Source organism: Pseudomonas sp. MMS21 TM103 (assembly GCF_022132145.1).
Classification (GTDB): domain Bacteria; phylum Pseudomonadota; class Gammaproteobacteria; order Pseudomonadales; family Pseudomonadaceae; genus Aquipseudomonas.
The window spans coordinates 1350570-1368003 of sequence record NZ_JAJISP010000001.1; the positions used below are offsets into that span (position 1 = coordinate 1350570).

A 17434-nucleotide genomic window follows, 5' to 3' on the forward strand; every position below is an offset into this window, starting at 1 on the left:
AGCTAACGACAGGATAACGACCACACCAGAGCGTGCACGCCGCCAGCCCTGGAACTCAAGATGTTGGCCCGGATCAACTTGGCACAGCTGCCGACCGTAGTTGAACCCTGGCTATCAGGTACCAGGACCTCAGCGCGGCAAGCAAGGACCAATCCGCACGCAATCCATCCAGCCATTTCAACAACAAGTACAACGCTAAGGCTGACCTGAAGGTTGATCCTGACCCACAGCTACAGGCTAGGCGTTCGGTATGGGATCGTTATGAATATTGTATTGTCCGGCGCGATCATCACGCTGTTGCTCGCCACCCTGTTTGTCCTGATGCGCTGGGGTAATCAGCGCTGTCATGGCGCCGAGCCAGTGGGGTTGTTGACCTTCATGGCCATCCTGTTCACGTCGGGCCTGGACATGGGCCTGATCATATTTCCGTTGACCGAGTTCCCGGTCTACGCCAAGGATGGGCCATATCAATTCTCCAACCCGTTGGCTGTCGAGTTCGGCTTCTGGGGCTTTCTGATTTGGGTGTTTTACTTCATCACCACCTTTTACTTCTGTGTGATCGAGCCACGGGTGAAGTTCTTCGAGCTGAAACCGGTGAAGATCATCAACAATCTGGTGATCATCTCGACCTGCGCCTTCACCGCTTACCTGTTTCTGGTGAATATCGCCTGGTATGCCCCGGAAGTTGGCGAGGCCTGGGGTTACCTGGTGGTCTTCCTGATACTGTTGGCGGCGGTCTATTCGAGTACGGATCTCCGGTACCTGAAGATCCTGAGCGTGGCGTCGACCTGGTTGTTCTTCGCCCTGATTGCCGGAATGTGGTGGTTGATGGATGCCGATGCAGGCTACGTGGCCGAGGCGGCTGCGGCGATCGGCAGCGGCTATTTCGCCAAGCTGCATGAGTTCGTCCTGCCGCTGAGCGACTACCACGCCTTCTATTTGTTCTGGTGGTTTGCCTGGAGCGTGATGATCGGCCAGTTCGTATCGCGCTTTGTCGGTGGCCTGAAGACCTATCAACTGCTGCTGGCCCTGCTGATCATTCCGTCCATACCCTTGGCGATATGGTTTTCCGTGCTGTACTACTACTTCGCCAACGCCATCGAGATCACCTTGCTGTTGAAGCTGGCGATGGTCACGGTGGGGATTATCTTCGTGATCAATTCGGTCGATTCGCTGGTGCGCTTGTACACCGACAATCTCGGGATCAAGGTCGAGAAACTGGGGCGGCCGAAGTTCATTTTGCTGAACGTGAGCCTGCTGACTGCCCTGGTCCTGCTGTTCAAATTTACCCCGTTCGAAATTCAGACGGTGGGGCTGGTGGTGATTGCCCTGTATGCCGCGACCATCGCGACCCTGATGTGGCGCCACCGGCCGGCGCTGGCCTCGATCAATGGCTGAAAAACCTATCCACTGAACGGTATATCGAGGCTTGGCTTCAGCGAATAAAACCGCTATCGAGTACTCGAGGCTGTTCCATTCCTGGGACGTGCTGGCGGCCGACATTACTGATGTCAGGCCAGTGCCGGCACCCACCAGTAGCGCACGAAGTGGAAGAATATCGGAGCGGCGAAGCACACCGAATCCAGGCGGTCGAGCATGCCGCCATGGCCTTCGATCATATGGCCCCAGTCCTTCACCCCGCGGTCGCGTTTGATTGCCGACATCACCAGGCCGCCGGCGAAACCGAGCAGGTTGACTGTCAGGGCCATGAGCGCAGCCTGCCAGAAGTTGAACGGGGTGATCCAGCACAGCAGTGCGCCAACCAGGCAAGCCAGGCTGACACCGCCGATAAAGCCTTCCAGGGTCTTCGAGGGCGACAGGCGTGGGGCAATCTTGTGTTTGCCGAATAGCTTGCCGCAGACGTATTGCAGCACGTCGGAGAGCTGCACCACGATGATCAGCCAGGCAATCAGCAACAGGTTGCGGCCTTCATAGCCGGGGATGTCGAGGGTCAGCAGTGCCGGCACTGCGGAGATGCAATACACCGCGATCATCAGGCCCCATTGCACCTTGGACGCCCGCTCGAGAAAGCGCGTGGTATCGCCGCCCAGGGTGGCGAGAATCGGTAGCAAGAGAAACAGGTAAACCGGGATAAAGATGGCGAACAAGCCGTACCAGTCCAGCGCGATCAGCAGGTACTGCATGGGCAGGGCGAAATAGAAGGCCGCCACCAGTGCCGGGTAATCACTGCGCCGGGTCGGAGTCAGGGTCATGAATTCGCGCAGGGCATAGAACGAGACAAAGTAGAACAGCAGGATGACGCCGATATCGCCGAACAGAAAGGCCACGCCTATCACCAGCACCATCACCCACCAGGCGTTGATCCGCGCATTGAGGTTGTCGATCACCGGATTGGGCGTGTTGCCGGTGCGGCGCTTGAGCAAAAAGCCAATGGCCGACGCCAGCAGTAACAGGGCGCCGATACCGGCGAACAGCATCAGGGTGTTGTGATCCATCTCAAACCTCCTCGGGCGCCATGGCCAGCAGGGCATTGCGCGCGCGTTCGAGGAACGCATGCTTATTCTCTGTTTCGAGCCGCTGCAGCGGCTCGCCGAAACTCAGGGTGCACAGCAGCGGCAATGGCAGCGCCCTGCCCTTGGGCATGACGCGGCTGAGGTTGGCGATCCATACCGGGATCAGCTCGACCTGTGGTCGTGCCTGGGCCAGGTGGTAGAGGCCACTCTTGAATGGCAGTAGGCCGTCCTCCAGATTGCGCGTGCCCTCGGGGAACAGGATCAACGAATCACCGTTGTCCAAGGCGTCGAGCATGGGTTGCAGCGGATTGGCGTCGGGCGAACTGCGCTCGCGGTCGATCAGTACGCCGTTGAACACCCGGTTGATCAGATAGCGGCGCACGCCATCGCGCTGCCAGTAGTCGGCACCGGCCACCGGGCGGGTCGTACACCGCAGCTCTGGCGGCAACGAGGCCCAGAGCAGGACGAAGTCGCCATGGCTGCTGTGGTTGGCGTAGTACAGCCGTTGCACCGGCTGGGCGGTGCAGCCGAGCCAGAGTGCACGGGCGCCGGTCAGCAGGCGCGCGGCGGAGGTGATTGCAAAAGCGCTCAGGGAAGCGAGCATGACGACTCCTTATCCAGTAATGATTAGCTGAGGACGGCCGAGAATGATCATTACCAGCAGCCGTCAGGCAACGTACCGAAGCAAGAGCGCACCGCCGTGAGGGGGACGCTTCGCGCATGGAGATGCCCTTATGTCGAGGTGGCAGATCAGGCCGCTTCGGCGAGGCCCTGGCGCACGCGGTTGTAGAGGGTGTAGAGCAACAGGGCGAGGACCAGGGCGAGCAGGCCGTCGATCCAGCTGGCCGGCAACAGGCCGCTGGCTACACCGGCGCCGAGCACACCGAAACAGAAGGCCCGGTCGCTCTTGCCCATGGGCCCGTCGTAGCGGCGCGAGGCACCGACCATCGGCCCGAGTACGCCGGCGTATTCGCTGATCAGGGCCAGCAGCACCACCAACACCACCAGCAGCGGCGAGACGCCGGGCAGCAGGGCGAACGGCAAGTACAGGGCGCTGTCGGCGATCAGGTCGCAGAGTTCGTTGAGGTAGGCGCCGAGCCGCGACTGTTGAGCGAATTCGCGGGCGAGCATGCCGTCCACGGCGTTGAGCGCCATGCGCAGCAGCATCCACAGCGGGATCAGGGCGAACAGCCAGGCGTGCTGATGGAAGATCGCCAGGAGGCTGCCGAGCAGCAGCGAAAGCAGGGCCGCTGCCAACGTCACCTGATTGGCGCTCACACCTCTGTCGTAGAGGTACTTCACGCCGGGACGTAGCAGGTTCTGGAAGTGTGGCTTGAGTTGATATATGGACGGCATCGGCCTGAATTCCCTTTCAGTGCACTGCAGTGGTGAACAGCTTAACTGCTTTGTGTATGGCGCAGTCGCGCGCCAGTGTCGAATTAGCGCAACGGGTGAAAACTTATGCCCAGTTGTCGTGCGTTCCATGCTCTATATAAAGCATCGAATAATCAGTTAGTTATATTTCAATAAAGGATATTGCCAATATTTCGCCCACAGCTTATCCACAGGTAGCGCAGTAGGCGGCGGATTCTCCATGGTGACGAATCCACCCGGTGGCTAGAGGCTTTCGCTGGTATCGCAGGCGGCACCTTCGGCGGCCAGGGCACCGATATCGCGTTGTGCCTGGCTGATCCAGGCGAAGGCGCGATCATTCAACGCGGCAATCGCCCGCGGGCCTGTGCCTTCGGCCTGCATGGCCGGGCCTATTACCACCTGAATGGTGCCGGGGGTCTTGCCCCAGCCTTGCTTGGGCCAGAACTCGCCGGCGTTATGGGCGATGGGCAATACCGGCAGGTTGGCGTTGACCGCCAGGGAGGCGCCGCCACGGGAGAATTTGCCGATCTGGCCGGTGGCGATCCGCGTGCCTTCCGGGAAGATCAGCACCCAGGCGCCCTGCTCCAGGCGCTCGTGACCCTGCTTGGCTAGCTGCTTGAGTGCGGCTTTGGGGTTGCTGCGGTCGATGGCGATGGGTTTGAGCATGGCCATGGCCCAGCCGAAGAACGGCACATAGAGCAGTTCGCGCTTGATCACCTGGCTCAGTGGCTCGAACAGCGCCGAGAGGAAGAAGGTCTCCCAGGTGCTCTGGTGTTTGGCGAGGATCACGCAGGGCCGCTGCGGGATGTTCTCCAGGCCTGTGACCTGGTAGCGGATGCCCAGCACCACCTTGGCCAGCCAGACGGCGCAACGGCACCAGGTCTGATTGACGAAACGGTAGCGCGCCCGAAACGGCAGGAACGGCGCGACGAACATGCTGAGGATGCACCAGAAGCACGCGCTGGCAGACAGCAACAGGTAGAAGAGGAAGGTTCTGATGGTCTGCAATATCGACATGGGAGCGTGTACCGTCCTGCTGTATTTCAGTGGATAAGTTGGCTGGCGACCGCCGCCAGGTCATCGAATACCAGGGTTCCGGCAGGCAATGGCTGGGCCAGAGTCCGCAGGCCTTTGCCGGTCTTGACCAATACCGGCTGACAATCGACGGCCAGTGCGGCTTTAAGGTCACCGCTGCTGTCGCCGACGAACCACACCCCGGCCAGACTGACGCCGTAGTGTGCGGCTATCTGCTGGAGCATACCGGGCTTTGGCTTGCGGCAGTCGCAGCCGTCATCCGGACCATGCGGACAATGCACGATCAGCCCCAACTCGCCGCCCTGCTCGGCAACCAGTTGGCGCAAGCGCGCGTGCATCGCCTCCAGCGCGGCCTGATCGAAATAGCCACGCGCCAGACCGGACTGGTTGGTGGCAACCGCGACCGTCCAGCCGGCCTTGGACAAGCGGGCGATGGCGTCGACGGCACCGGGCAGCGGCAGCCACTCGTCAAGGTTTTTGATATAGGCGTCGGAGTCGTAATTGATCACGCCGTCGCGGTCGAGAATCAGCAGTTTCATGGGGCGTCCGTGGCCGGATTGCGGTGGTGGCCGCAACCCGGCGAAGGTGATGATGGGTCTCGCGAAGGTCTACCTGCGCGATCCGACCCATCCTACGATCAGGCGAGCGTCAGCTCAGTACCGAGATATCGGCCACGCCAAGGAACAGGCCGCGCAGTTTGGCCAGCAAGGCATAGCGGTTGGCCCGCACTGCCGGGTCTTCGGCGTTGACCAGCACCGACTCGAAGAAGGCGTCCACCGGTTCGCGCAGGCCGGCCAGTTGGGCCAGGGCGGCGCTGTACTGACGCGCCTCGGCCAGTGGCTGCACCGCCTGTTCGGCCTGCTGGATAGCGGCGTTGAGGGTGAACTCGCTCGGCGTATCGAAGTGGTGGGCCTGGATACTCGCGGCGACCTGACCCTCGGCCTTGCCCAGCAGGTTGGATACGCGCTTGTTGGCGGCGGCCAGGGCCGCCGCTTCAGGCAGGGCGCGGAAGGTCTGCACGGCCTGCACGCGCTGGTCGAAGTCCAGCGGCGAGACCGGGTTGACCGCCCGCACGGCCTGGTAGACGGCGACATCGACGCCTTCGTCTTCATAACGCGCGCGCAGGCGGTCGAAGATGAAGTCCTGCACCTGGGACGCCAGATTGCCGGCTTCGACCTTGCCGTCGAACTGCTCGATGGCGAAGGCGATGGTGGCCGCCAGATCCAGATCCAGTTGTTTCTCGATCAGGATACGCAGCACACCGAGGGCGGCGCGGCGCAGGGCGTAGGGGTCCTTGCTGCCGGTGGGCAGCATGCCGATGCCGAAGATGCCGACCAGGGTGTCGAGCTTGTCGGCCAGGGCCACCGCGGCGCCGGTCAGGGTGCTCGGCAATTCGGCGCCGGCACCGCGCGGCATGTATTGCTCGTTCAGTGCCAGGGCGACGTCGTCCGCCTCGCCGTCATGCTTGGCGTAGTAATAGCCGGCGATGCCCTGCATTTCCGGGAACTCGCCGACCATCTCGCTGGCCAGGTCGCACTTGCACAGCAGGCCGGCGCGCGCGGCGCGCGTAGCGTCGCCGCCAACGCGCTGGGCGATGAAGCCGGCCAGCGCGGAAACCCGCTTGGCCTTGTCGTAGACCGAGCCGAGCTGGGCCTGGAACACTACATTGGCCAGGCGCTGGTTGAGGGTCTCGAGCTTGTGCTTCTGGTCCTGCTTGAAGAAGAACTCGGCGTCGGTCAGGCGTGGGCGCACCACCTTCTCGTTGCCGGAAATGATCTGCTGCGGATCCTTGCTTTCGATGTTGGCCACGGTAATGAAGCGCGGCAGCAACTTGCCGTTGGCATCGAGCAGACAGAAGTACTTCTGGTTGTCCTGCATGGTGATGATCAGGGCTTCCTGGGGCACGTCGAGGAAGCGCTCCTCGAAGGAGCAGACCAGCGGCACCGGCCATTCGACCAGGGCGCTGACTTCATCCAGCAGCGCAGGCGGCACTATCGCAGTGCCCTGCTGCTCGCTGGCCAGTTGCTCGATGCGCGCGGCGATCTGTGCGCGACGCTCGGTGAAGTCGGCGATCACATAGGCGCTGCGCAGGTCCTCGGCGTAGTTGGCCGGTGCCGAGATGCGCACTTCCTGATTGGCGTGGAAGCGGTGGCCGCGCGAGACTCGACCGGAGGTCTGGGCGAGGATTTCGCAATCGATCACCTGGTCGCCGAACAGCATCACCAGCCACTGGCTCGGACGGACGAATTCGGTCTTGCGCGCACCCCAGCGCATGCGCTTGGGAATCGGCAGCTCGTTCAGCGAGGTTTCGACGATGCCCGGCAGCAGGCCGGCGGCGGCCTGGCCAGGGATGCGCAGGCTGAATCTCAGCTTTGGCCCACTGCGGTCGATCTCCGTCAGCTCGACACCACATTTCTTGGCGAAGCCCAGCGCCGCCTGGGTCGGGTTGCCGTCCTTGTCGAAGGCCGCCTGCAGGGGTGGGCCATCGAGGTTCTGGGTGCGATCGGCTTGTTGCTCTTCAAGTTGCTCGACGAGCACCGCGAGACGGCGCGGCGCGGCATAGTAGCGCACCTTGCCATAGCTCAGCCCGGCGCCTTTCAGGCCCTTTTCGATACCGGCGAGGAAGGCTCGGCCCAGGGTGTTCAAGGATTTTGGCGGCAGTTCTTCGGTGCCCAGTTCTACCAGGAAATCGTGCGCACTCATTCTGCTGCCTCCAGCTTGGCCAATACTTCATCACGCAGGTCGGGGGCGGCGAGGGGGAAGCCGAGTTTGCGCCGCGCTTGCAGGTAGCTCTGCGCCACGGCGCGGGCCAGGGCGCGTACGCGCAGGATGTATTGCTGGCGCGCGGTCACCGAAATGGCGCGGCGGGCGTCCAGCAGGTTGAAGGTGTGCGAGGCCTTGAGCACCATCTCGTAGGTCGGCAGCGGCAGTTCCAGTTCGATCAGGCGATTGGCTTCCGACTCATAGAAGTCGAATAGCTCGAAGAGCTTCTCGACGTTGGCGTGCTCGAAGTTGTAGGTCGACTGCTCCACCTCGTTCTGGTGGAACACATCGCCGTAGGTGACGGTGCCAAACTGACCATCGGTCCACACCAGGTCGTAGACCGAGTCGACGCCCTGAATGTACATGGCCAGGCGTTCCAGGCCGTAGGTGATCTCGCCGGTTACCGGGTAGCATTCGATGCCGCCGACTTGCTGGAAGTAGGTGAACTGGGTGACTTCCATGCCGTTCAGCCAGATTTCCCAGCCCAGACCCCAGGCGCCGAGGGTCGGCGATTCCCAGTTGTCCTCGACAAAGCGGACGTCGTGTACCAGCGGGTCGATGCCGATGGCCTGCAGCGAGCCGAGGTACAGCTCCTGGAAGTTTTCCGGATTGGGTTTGAGTACCACCTGGAACTGGTAGTAATGCTGCAGGCGGTTGGGGTTCTCGCCATAGCGGCCGTCAGTCGGACGACGCGAAGGCTGCACGTATGCAGCGTTCCAGGTCTCTGGGCCGATGGCGCGCAGGAACGTGGCAGTGTGGAAGGTGCCGGCGCCCACTTCCATATCGTAAGGCTGTAACACCACACAACCTTGCTCGGCCCAGTATTGTTGCAGGGTGAGGATCAAGTCTTGGAAGGTGCGCACGGCAGGCGTAGTCTGGCTCACGGAAAATTCACCTGTTGGGGCTGCGACAGAAAGGGCGGGAGTATACCCCAATCGACGCGGCCTCCACCGCCCTGGAAGGCCCTATGCCGCGTTGCTTCTGGTGTACCGACGACCCGCTCTATCAGGCCTATCACGATCAGGAATGGGGCGTGCCACAGCGCGATCCCCAGGCCCTGTTCGAGTTATTGCTGCTGGAGGGCTTTCAGGCCGGTTTGTCCTGGATAACCGTGCTGAAGAAGCGCGAACGGTACCGCGAGGTGCTGTTCGGCTTCGACGTGCAGCGTTTGGCCGTTATGAGCGATGAGTATCTGGAAAGCCTGATGCAAGACCCCGGTATTATCCGCAACCGCTTGAAACTCAAGGCCGCGCGGCAGAACGCCCAGGCCTGGCTGAGGCTGGAGGATCCGCTGGCGCTACTCTGGTCGTTCGTCGGCGGCGCGCCTAAGATCAATCACTTCAGCGAGCGCAGCCAGATGCCGGCCGTCACCGTGGAGGCCGAAGCCATGAGCAAGGCGCTGAAGAAGGCCGGCTTCACCTTCGTCGGCCCGACCATCTGCTACGCCTATATGCAGGCCACAGGGATGGTCATGGACCACACCACCGATTGCGACCGCTATGCCGTGCTGGCCGGTGTGTAAGTCGGGCTGAGCCCAGCGAGGCCCCACTCCCGGTTGCCGCTCGGCACAATCCCGTTGGGCGGGGCCATCCGCCTGGATCACCCGCATGACTGGCGGGTTGCGCCCGCCCTATTTCCCAACCCAAACCAAGGGGCACGCCTGCAACCGTTTCAGCCGGTTACAATGCCGGCTTTTATCCAACTGCCTGGAGTCGTACGTGGAAGTATTCAAAGGCCGCCTGGTGGTCGGCTTTCTCCGTCTGTTCGCCCTGCTGCCCTGGCGCGCCGTGCAGGCGGTGGGCAATGTCATCGGCTGGCTGATGTGGAAGCTGCCGAACAGCTCACGCGAGGTGGTGCGGATCAACCTGGCCAAGTGCTTTCCCGAACTGGGCGAGGACGAGCGTGAGCGCCTGGTCGGTCAGAGCCTCAAGGACATCGGCAAGACTCTCACCGAAAGCGCCTGCGCCTGGATCTGGCCGGCCCAGAAGTCCATCGGCCTGATCCGTGAGGTCGAGGGCCTGGAAGTCCTCGAGGAGGCTCTGGCCAGCGGCAAGGGCGTGGTCGGTATCACCAGCCATCTGGGCAACTGGGAGGTGCTCAATCACTTCTACTGCGCCCAGTGCAAGCCGATCATCTTCTACCGGCCGCCCAAGCTCAAGGCGGTCGACGAGTTGCTGCGCAAGCAGCGGGTCCAGCTGGGTAACCGGGTGGCGCCCTCGACCCGCGAAGGTATCCTCAGCGTTATCAAGGAAGTGCGCAAAGGCGGCGCCGTGGGCATTCCCGCCGACCCCGAGCCCAGCCTGTCGGCAGGGGTGTTCGTGCCCTTTCTGGGCACCCAGGCGCTGACCAGCAAGTTCGTGGCCGGCATGCTGGTTGGCGGCAAGGCCCGCGGGGTGTTCCTGCATGCCCTGCGCCTGGCCGATGGTTCCGGTTTCAAGGTGATCCTTGAGGCGGCGCCAGCAGAGATGTACAGCGAAGATGTGGAAACCGCGGTGGCGGCGATGAGCGCGGTCATCGAGAAATACGTGCGGGCCTACCCGAGCCAGTACATGTGGAGCATGAAACGCTTCAAGAAGCGCCCGCCAGGCGAACCGAGGTGGTACTGAGTCGAGGCGCCCGAACGGCACCTTTTGCCCATTGCTGCTCGGTGTTTCCAGGATTTGGCGCGATGAATCGAACCTCACCCGCTTAGGAGGGCCACCGCCATGCCCAGTCAGCGCCAGCACCCTCGTACCTCAATGAAGTGTCGGATCAAGATCTGCCACCCGAGTTTCGGTGAAGTGGTGGCGCAGACCCGTGACCTCTCCGATGGCGGCGTCTACGTCCAACACCCGGATCTGCTGGTCCTGCCCCAAGGCACAATAGTTACCGGTCAGGTACAGGATCTGCCGATCGAGGCACCGGTGCTGCAGATGGAAGTGATGAGGGTGGACGCCAAAGGTATCGGCCTGCGCTTTATTGAGCGTTGACCTACGGGCCGCCGCGCTGAAAACTTATCCCAGTGGTCAAGAAACCGCTAGAATGCCGCGCGGTGAATATTTCCAGCCGCGGCAATGGGTTCCCTAACCCCATCTCATTTAAAAAGGACATGCCATGCCCACAGTCCCTGCGACTATCTGGCGCCCGGCCCTGAGCGGCCTGATCGCCTTTCACATGCTTATCATCATTGCCAGCAACTACCTGGTGCAGCTTCCCATGACCCTGTTGGGTTGGCAGACCACCTGGGGCGCGTTCAGCTTTCCGTTCATCTTCCTCGCGACCGACCTTACCGTGCGCCTGCTCGGCAAAGGGCCGGCGCGGCAAGTGATCGCGCGGGTCATGCTGCCCGCCTTGGTCGTCTCTTATGGGGTGTCCGTGCTGTTCCAGAGCGGCAGTTTCGCCGGCGTTAGCGCGTTGCTGGCGTTCAACCTGTTCGTCGCCCGCATCGCCCTGGCCAGCTTCCTCGCCTATGTCCTCGGGCAGCTGCTGGATATCCAGGTATTCGACCGCCTGCGCAACCTGCGTCACTGGTGGGTGGCCCCGGCTGCCTCGACGGTGTTGGGCAACCTGCTGGACACCTTCGCCTTCTTCTCCATCGCCTTCTGGCAAAGCAACGACCCGTTCATGGCCGAGCACTGGGTCGAGATCGCGGCAGTGGATTACGCCATCAAACTGGCGGTCAGCCTGCTGCTCTTCGTGCCCCTCTACGGCATGCTGCTCAACGCCATCGCCCGGGCTGTGCCCAAGCGCGAGGTGCTGTCTTCCCGAGGTTGACGGCGACGCAACAGCGAACCGGGGGCCGACTGCGTGTGAGCTACTCGGGTTGCTGCTGGCGTTTATCCAGCTTGCGCAGGAATACCGTCATTTCCTTTTCCGCCTGCTTGTCGCCATGATCGCGCGCGGCCTGCAAGCCCTGCTCCCATGCCTGGCGGGCCGCCAGCGGTTGTTCGGCGGCCAGCAGCGCCTTGCCGAGCAACTTCCAGGCGGCCGAATACTTGGGGTCGAACTCGACACAGCGCTGCAGGTGTTCGGCGGCGCGCGCCGGTTCGCCCGCATCCAGATAGCCCTTGCCCAGGCCGAAGCGCAGCAGGGCGTTGTCCACGCCCTTGGCCAGCATTTTTTCCAGGGATTCGAGCATAAAACCTCCGAGTAGGAGCGGACGGAACGCCTAGTTCCAAGCCCGCGAAGCTCTTGCGTTGCCCAGCTAGCAGGCATGGCCTCCTGTGCTCAGAAAAACGTCAGGCCGACCTGGAACAGTCGCTCGGCATCGCGGATGTACTTCTTGTCCACCAGGAACAGGATCACGTGGTCGCCGGATTCGATCACCGTGGCGTCGTGGGCGATCAGCACTTCCTCGGCGCGAATGATCGCCCCGATGGTGGTGCCCGGCGGCAGCGGGATGTCCTTGATGGCGCGGCCGACCACCTTGCTCGACTTGGCGTCGCCGTGGGCGATGGCCTCGATGGCTTCGGCGGCGCCGCGACGCAACGAGTGCACGCTGACGATATCGCCACGGCGCACATGGGTCAGCAGGGTGCCGATGGTGGCCAGCTGCGGGCTGATGGCGATGTCGATCTCGCCGCCCTGGACCAGGTCGACATAGGCCGGGTTGTTGATCAGGGTCATCACCTTGCGCGCGCCGAGACGCTTGGCCAGCAAGGACGACATGATGTTGGCCTCGTCGTCGTTGGTCAGGGCGAGGAAGATGTCGGCATCGCTGATGTTCTCCTCGACCAGCAGGTCGCGGTCGGAGGCGCTGCCCTGGAGGACCACGGTGCTGTCGAGGTTTTCCGAGAGGTAGCGGCAGCGCGCCGGGTTCATCTCGATGATCTTCACCTGATAGCGACTCTCGATCGCCTCGGCCAAGCGCTCGCCGATATGCCCGCCGCCGGCGATCACCACCTTCTTGTAGCTGACCTCCAGGCGGCGCATCTCGCTCATCACCGCGCGGATGTGGCCCTTGGCGGCGATGAAGAACACCTCGTCGTCGGCCTCGATCACCGTATCGCCCTGCGGCAGTATCGCCCGGTTGCGCCTGAAGATCGCCGCCACCCGGGTGTCGACATTGGGCATGTGTTCGCGCAACTGGCGCAGTTGTTGGCCGACCAGCGGGCCGCCGTAGTAGGCGCGCACGGCCACCAACTGGGCCTTGCCTTCGGCGAAGTCGATTACCTGCAGCGAGCCGGGGTATTCGATCAGGCGCTTGATGTAGTTGGTCACCACCTGTTCCGGGCTGATCAGCACGTCGACCGGAATCGCTTCGTTGTTGAACAGGCCGGAGCGGGTCAGGTAGGCCGCCTCGCGCACCCGGGCAATCTTGGTCGGGGTATGGAACAGGGTGAAGGCCACCTGACAGGCGATCATGTTGACTTCGTCGCTGTTGGTCACCGCGATCAGCATGTCGGCATCGTCCGCGCCGGCCTGGCGCAGCACCGTGGGGAAGGAGCCGCGGCCCTGTACGGTGCGGATATCCAGACGGTCGCCGAGGTCACGCAGGCGATCACCGTCGGTGTCGACCACGGTGATGTCGTTGGCCTCGCTGGCCAGGTGTTCCGCCAGGGTGCCGCCGACTTGGCCAGCGCCGAGAATGATGATTTTCAAGCGATCACTCCTGTTGGGTGGACCGGGCTGCGTTCAGCTCCAGTCCACCGACTCCAGTTATACGGGCGTTGCGCTGGACTCGAGCCTGTGCAGCCCGGCCCAGCCGACGAATCTGTTCAGCATGCGGCGATCTTGCTCAGCTTGGCATAGTAGAAACCATCGTGACCGTCGATTTGCGGCAACAACTGGCGACCGTGGGCCACCTGGAGACCGAAGTCGGCGCTTATCTCCAGTTCACGGGCGCTCGGCGTACGGGCGAGAAAGGCGGCGATGTTGTCACTGTTCTCCATGGGCAGCACCGAGCAGGTGGCGTACAGCAGGATGCCGCCGACTTCCAGGGTCGGCCACAGGGCATCGAGCAATTCGCCCTGCAACTGGGCCAGCGCTGGAATATCCGCGGGTTGACGGGTCAGCTTGATGTCCGGATGGCGGCGAATCACCCCGGTGGCGGAGCACGGCGCGTCGAGCAGAATCCGCTGGAACGCCTGGCCATCCCACCAGGCCGCGGTATCACGGCCATCGGCGGCGATCAGCTCGGCGTCGAGGTTGAGGCGCTTGAGGTTTTCGCGCACCCGGACCAGGCGCTTTTCTTCCAGATCCACGGCCACCACGCCGGCCAGTGCCGGTTCGGCCTCGAGCAGGTGACAGGTCTTTCCGCCCGGTGCGCAGCAGGCATCCAGCACCCGTTGCCCGGGGGCCAGTTCGAGCAGGTCGGCGGCCAGTTGCGCGGCTTCGTCCTGCACGCTGAAGTAGCCTTCGGCGAAGCCCGGCAAGCCGGTGACATCGCACGCTTGCAGCAAACGGATGCCGTCTCGGCTGAACGTGCAGGGCTCGGCGGCGAATCCGCTGCGGCGCAGCTCAGCCAGGTAGTCATCGCGGCTGCCGAGGCGGCGATTGACCCGCAGGATCAGCGGCGGATGGGCGTTGTTGGCTGCGCAGATGGCTTGCCATTGTTCGGGCCATTGGGCTTTCAGGGCTTTCTGCAGCCAGCGTGGATGGGCGCTATGCAGCACCGGATCGCGATCCAGGCTGGCAATAATGCTGTCGCTGTCGCGCTGGGCATTGCGCAGCACGGCATTGAGCAGGCCCTTGAGCGAAGGCTTCTTCAATTTGTCGATACAGGCGACGGTCTCGCCGATGGCGGCGTGGGCGGGAATACGCGTGTAGAACAACTGATACAGCCCGATCAGCAGCAGTGCCTCGACATCCCGGTCGACCGCCTTGAAAGGTTTTTGCAGCAGTTTATCGGCGATCAGCGCCAGGCGTGGTTGCCAGCGTGCGGTACCGAACGCCAGATCCTGGGCCAGGCCGCGATCGCGCTGCTCAACCCTGTCCAGCAGCGGTGGCAGGCTGCTGCCCAGGGAGGCCTTGCCATTGAGCACGACAGCCAGGGCGCGGGCGGCTGCGAGACGAGGGTTCATACGCCGAGCACCAGGCCGACGGCGAACTGCTCGCGGCGGCTGTTGTACAGGTCACTGAAGTTAAGCGCCTTGCCGCCGGGTAGTTGCAGACGGGTCAAGCGCAGTGCGCCTTGGCCGCAGGCAACCGTCAGGCCCTGTTTGTCGGCCGCGAGTATGCTGCCGGGAGCACCGCTGCCCTCACCCAACTCAGCCGCATGCACCTTCAGCGCTGCGTCACTCAGGGTGCTGTGGCAGATCGGCCAGGGGTGGAAGGCGCGGATCAGCCGCTCCAGTTCCAGCGCCGGGCGCGTCCAGTCCAGACGTGCTTCATCCTTGTTCAGCTTGTGCGCGTAGGTGGCCAGGCTGTCGTCCTGCACATCGCCGACCAGGGTGCCGCTGGCCAGGCCGCTGATTGCTTCGAGCACTGCCTGCGGGCCAAGAGCGGCCAGGCGGTCGTGCAGGCTGCCGCCGGTGTCGTCGGCGGCAATCGGTGTGCTGACTTTCAGCAGCATCGGCCCGGTGTCCAGGCCAGCTTCCATCTGCATGACGGTGACCCCGGATTCGCTGTCGCCGGCTTCAATGGCGCGCTGGATCGGTGCGGCGCCGCGCCAGCGCGGCAGCAGTGACGCGTGGCTGTTGATGCAGCCCAGTCTCGGGATATCCAGGACCACCTGCGGCAGGATCAGGCCGTAGGCCACGACCACCAGCAAGTCTGGCGCGAGCGCTGCCAGTTCGGCCTGGGCTGCCGGGTCGCGCAGGGTTTGCGGCTGAAATACCGGAACTGCATGCTGCAGTGCCAGCTGCTTGACCGGGCTGGCGGCGAGCTTCTGTCCGCGGCCGGCCGGCCGATCCGGCTGGCTGTACACGGCAATGATCTGGTGCGGGCTATCGAGCAGGGCCTTGAGGTGTTCGGCGGCGAACTCCGGGGTGCCGGCAAAGACGATACGCAAAGACTCGGACATGGATTCTCGCTAATCACTACTGAAAAAGAAGAAGGCTTGCCGCGGCAAGCCTTCTATCAAGGTGTGGTTCAAGCCTGCTGGCGATGTTGCTTTTCCAGCTTCTTCTTGATCCGGTCGCGCTTGAGGTTGGACAGGTAATCGACGAACAGCTTGCCGTTGAGGTGATCGCACTCGTGCTGGATGCACACCGCGAGCAGGCCTTCGGCGATCAGTTCGTAGGGCTGGCCATCGCGGTCCAGGGCCTTGATCCTGACTTTTTGCGGTCGGTCGATGTTTTCGTAGAAGCCCGGCACCGAGAGGCAGCCTTCCTGGTATTGCTCCACCTCGTCGGTGAGGGTCTCGAACTCGGGGTTGATGAACACCCGGGGTTCGCTTCGGTCTTCCGACAGATCCATCACCACCAGGCGCTTGTGTACGTTGACCTGGGTCGCGGCTAGGCCGATGCCGGGGGCTTCGTACATGGTTTCAAACATGTCGTCGATCAGTTGACGCAAGGCGTCGTCGACCATGTCCACCGGCTTGGCGATGGTGCGCAAGCGTGGATCGGGAAATTCGAGGATGTTTAAGATAGCCATATGCGTTTGTGATGCACTTGTGGAATAAAGTCAAAATCCGCTGCTAAGATGATGAGCAGCATTGAAAAACGGCTTCACGCCGCAGTACTACTGGGTTTAGTCGCGGCGCTAGGGCGCTCCACGTGAAGACACATAATAAAGGGATTCACCGCATGAGGAAATCACTACTCGCCCTGCTATTGCTTGCCGCTAGCGGCTTGGCCCAGGCCGAAGTGCATCTCAAGGACGGTCACCCAGACCGTTATACCGTGGTCAAGGGCGATACTCTCTGGGATATTTCCGGGCGGTTTCTCAGTGAGCCGTGGAAGTGGCCGGAAATCTGGCATGCCAACCCGCAAGTGGCAAACCCCCACCTGATCTATCCCGGCGACCAACTCAGCCTGGTCTATGTCGATGGTCAGCCACGCCTGATGCTCAGCCGCGGCGAGTCGCGTGGCACCATCAAGCTGTCGCCGCAGATCCGCAGCACGCCGATGGCCGAAGCGATTCCGACCATCCCGCTGGGAGCGATCAACAGCTTTCTGCTGAGCAACCGCATCGTCGATACCCCTGAAGCGTTCGAGAGAGCACCCTATATCGTCGCCGGCAACGCCGAGCGCGTGGTCAGCGGTGCCGGTGATCGGGTCTACGCGCGCGGTTCCTTCGACGAAACTGCGCCGGTGTATGGCATCTTCCGCCAAGGCAAGACCTACGTCGACCCGGATACCCAGGAGTTCCTCGGGATCAACGCTGATGACATCGGCGGCGGTGAGATCGTGGCCGAGGAAGGTGATATCGGCACCATGAACCTGACCCGCTCGACCCAAGAAGTGCGCCTCGGCGATCGCCTGTTCGCCACCGAAGAGCGGGCGATCACCTCGACCTTCATGCCCAGCGCGCCGAGCAGCGACATCAAGGGATTGATCCTCGACGTCCCGCGCGGCGTGACCCAGATCGGCCAGTTCGACGTGGTCACCCTGAACAAGGGCGCGCGTGATGGCCTGACCGAGGGTAACGTGCTGGCGGTGTACAAGACCGGCGAAACCGTGCGCGACCGGGTCACGGGCGAAGCGGTGAAGATCCCGGATGAGCGGGCCGGTCTGTTGATGGTGTTCCGCACCTACGAAAAGCTCAGCTATGGCCTGATCCTTGGAGCCACCCGCCAGCTTGCGGTGATGGACAAGGTCCGCAACCCGTAACGCCCCAGCGCCAGCCGCGCGCCTGCGCGGTTGGCGTTTCTGCTGCACCGCTACCTGCCGCCCGTACTCCCCCGCGAAGTTTCCGGGCGCGAC

18 protein-coding genes are annotated in these 17434 nt (G+C 62.8%); 6 read left to right on the forward strand and 12 right to left on the reverse strand.

What is annotated here, in order from left to right:
- The first annotated feature begins 261 nt into the window (after window positions 1-261).
- On the forward strand, window positions 262-1398 hold the full coding sequence (locus LJY18_RS06185; protein ID WP_238040900.1) for a BCCT family transporter: 1137 nt from the start codon (window positions 262-264) through the stop codon (window positions 1396-1398).
- A gap of 113 nt (window positions 1399-1511) precedes the next feature.
- Here the strand turns inward: LJY18_RS06185 and LJY18_RS06190 are convergent, their stop codons facing one another.
- The 7 genes from LJY18_RS06190 to glyQ form a co-directional block, all read right to left on the reverse strand.
- On the reverse strand, window positions 1512-2456 hold the full coding sequence (locus tag LJY18_RS06190; RefSeq protein ID WP_238040901.1) for a phosphatidate cytidylyltransferase: 945 nt from the start codon (window positions 2454-2456) through the stop codon (window positions 1512-1514).
- A 1-nt stretch (window position 2457) separates the two neighbouring features.
- Window positions 2458-3078, reverse strand: coding sequence for a lysophospholipid acyltransferase family protein (locus tag LJY18_RS06195; RefSeq protein WP_238040902.1), 621 nt, complete (start codon window positions 3076-3078; stop codon window positions 2458-2460).
- 146 nt (window positions 3079-3224) lie between these two features.
- Window positions 3225-3830 carry a CDP-alcohol phosphatidyltransferase family protein gene (locus LJY18_RS06200; protein ID WP_238040903.1) on the reverse strand — a complete coding sequence of 202 codons (606 nt, stop codon included), beginning with the start codon at window positions 3828-3830 and terminating at the stop codon, window positions 3225-3227.
- 261 nt (window positions 3831-4091) lie between these two features.
- Window positions 4092-4865 (reverse strand): lysophospholipid acyltransferase family protein, encoded by a 774-nt coding sequence (locus LJY18_RS06205; RefSeq protein WP_238040904.1) that lies wholly within the window; start codon window positions 4863-4865, stop codon window positions 4092-4094.
- Between the two features lie 26 nt (window positions 4866-4891).
- A complete protein-coding gene (gmhB, locus tag LJY18_RS06210) occupies window positions 4892-5422 on the reverse strand; it encodes a D-glycero-beta-D-manno-heptose 1,7-bisphosphate 7-phosphatase (protein WP_238040905.1) in 531 nt (176 codons plus the stop codon).
- Window positions 5423-5531: 109 nt separating this feature from the next.
- The gene (glyS, locus tag LJY18_RS06215; protein ID WP_238040906.1) at window positions 5532-7586 is read right to left on the reverse strand and encodes a glycine--tRNA ligase subunit beta; all 2055 of its coding nucleotides are present in this window, start codon (window positions 7584-7586) and stop codon (window positions 5532-5534) included.
- Window positions 7583-8530 (reverse strand): glycine--tRNA ligase subunit alpha, encoded by a 948-nt coding sequence (gene glyQ / locus LJY18_RS06220; RefSeq protein WP_238040907.1) that lies wholly within the window; start codon window positions 8528-8530, stop codon window positions 7583-7585. Before glyQ ends, glyS begins: the two co-directional genes overlap by 4 nt.
- A gap of 83 nt (window positions 8531-8613) precedes the next feature.
- On the opposite strand from glyQ, the gene LJY18_RS06225 reads away from it, so the two are divergent.
- From LJY18_RS06225 to LJY18_RS06240, 4 genes are all read left to right on the forward strand, one after another.
- The gene (locus LJY18_RS06225; RefSeq protein ID WP_238040908.1) at window positions 8614-9168 is read left to right on the forward strand and encodes a DNA-3-methyladenine glycosylase I; all 555 of its coding nucleotides are present in this window, start codon (window positions 8614-8616) and stop codon (window positions 9166-9168) included.
- Between the two features lie 196 nt (window positions 9169-9364).
- Window positions 9365-10252: a lysophospholipid acyltransferase gene (locus tag LJY18_RS06230; RefSeq protein WP_238040909.1), complete on the forward strand. Its 888-nt coding sequence runs from the start codon at window positions 9365-9367 to the stop codon at window positions 10250-10252.
- Window positions 10253-10351: 99 nt separating this feature from the next.
- Window positions 10352-10615, forward strand: coding sequence for a PilZ domain-containing protein (locus tag LJY18_RS06235; RefSeq protein ID WP_238040910.1), 264 nt, complete (start codon window positions 10352-10354; stop codon window positions 10613-10615).
- 124 nt (window positions 10616-10739) lie between these two features.
- Window positions 10740-11399, forward strand: coding sequence for a 7-cyano-7-deazaguanine/7-aminomethyl-7-deazaguanine transporter (locus LJY18_RS06240; RefSeq protein WP_238040911.1), 660 nt, complete (start codon window positions 10740-10742; stop codon window positions 11397-11399).
- Window positions 11400-11439: 40 nt separating this feature from the next.
- On the opposite strand, the gene LJY18_RS06245 is transcribed toward LJY18_RS06240, so the two are convergent.
- The 5 genes from LJY18_RS06245 to def all read right to left on the reverse strand — a co-directional run bounded on the left by LJY18_RS06245 (window position 11440) and on the right by def (window position 16163).
- A complete protein-coding gene (locus tag LJY18_RS06245) occupies window positions 11440-11763 on the reverse strand; it encodes a tetratricopeptide repeat protein (RefSeq protein WP_238040912.1) in 324 nt (107 codons plus the stop codon).
- Between the two features lie 89 nt (window positions 11764-11852).
- Window positions 11853-13226: a Trk system potassium transporter TrkA gene (gene trkA, locus LJY18_RS06250; RefSeq protein ID WP_238040913.1), complete on the reverse strand. Its 1374-nt coding sequence runs from the start codon at window positions 13224-13226 to the stop codon at window positions 11853-11855.
- 116 nt (window positions 13227-13342) lie between these two features.
- The gene (rsmB, locus tag LJY18_RS06255; RefSeq protein WP_238040914.1) at window positions 13343-14647 is read right to left on the reverse strand and encodes a 16S rRNA (cytosine(967)-C(5))-methyltransferase RsmB; all 1305 of its coding nucleotides are present in this window, start codon (window positions 14645-14647) and stop codon (window positions 13343-13345) included.
- Window positions 14644-15588, reverse strand: a complete 945-nt coding sequence (gene fmt, locus LJY18_RS06260) for a methionyl-tRNA formyltransferase (RefSeq protein WP_238040915.1) — start codon at window positions 15586-15588, stop codon at window positions 14644-14646. Before fmt ends, rsmB begins: the two co-directional genes overlap by 4 nt.
- Before the next feature lie 68 nt (window positions 15589-15656).
- Window positions 15657-16163 carry a peptide deformylase gene (gene def / locus LJY18_RS06265; RefSeq protein ID WP_238040916.1) on the reverse strand — a complete coding sequence of 169 codons (507 nt, stop codon included), beginning with the start codon at window positions 16161-16163 and terminating at the stop codon, window positions 15657-15659.
- 152 nt (window positions 16164-16315) lie between these two features.
- Here def and LJY18_RS06270 point away from each other — a divergent pair, with 152 nt between their 5' ends.
- Window positions 16316-17341 (forward strand): LysM peptidoglycan-binding domain-containing protein, encoded by a 1026-nt coding sequence (locus LJY18_RS06270; RefSeq protein WP_238040917.1) that lies wholly within the window; start codon window positions 16316-16318, stop codon window positions 17339-17341.
- Window positions 17342-17434 lie beyond the last annotated feature (93 nt).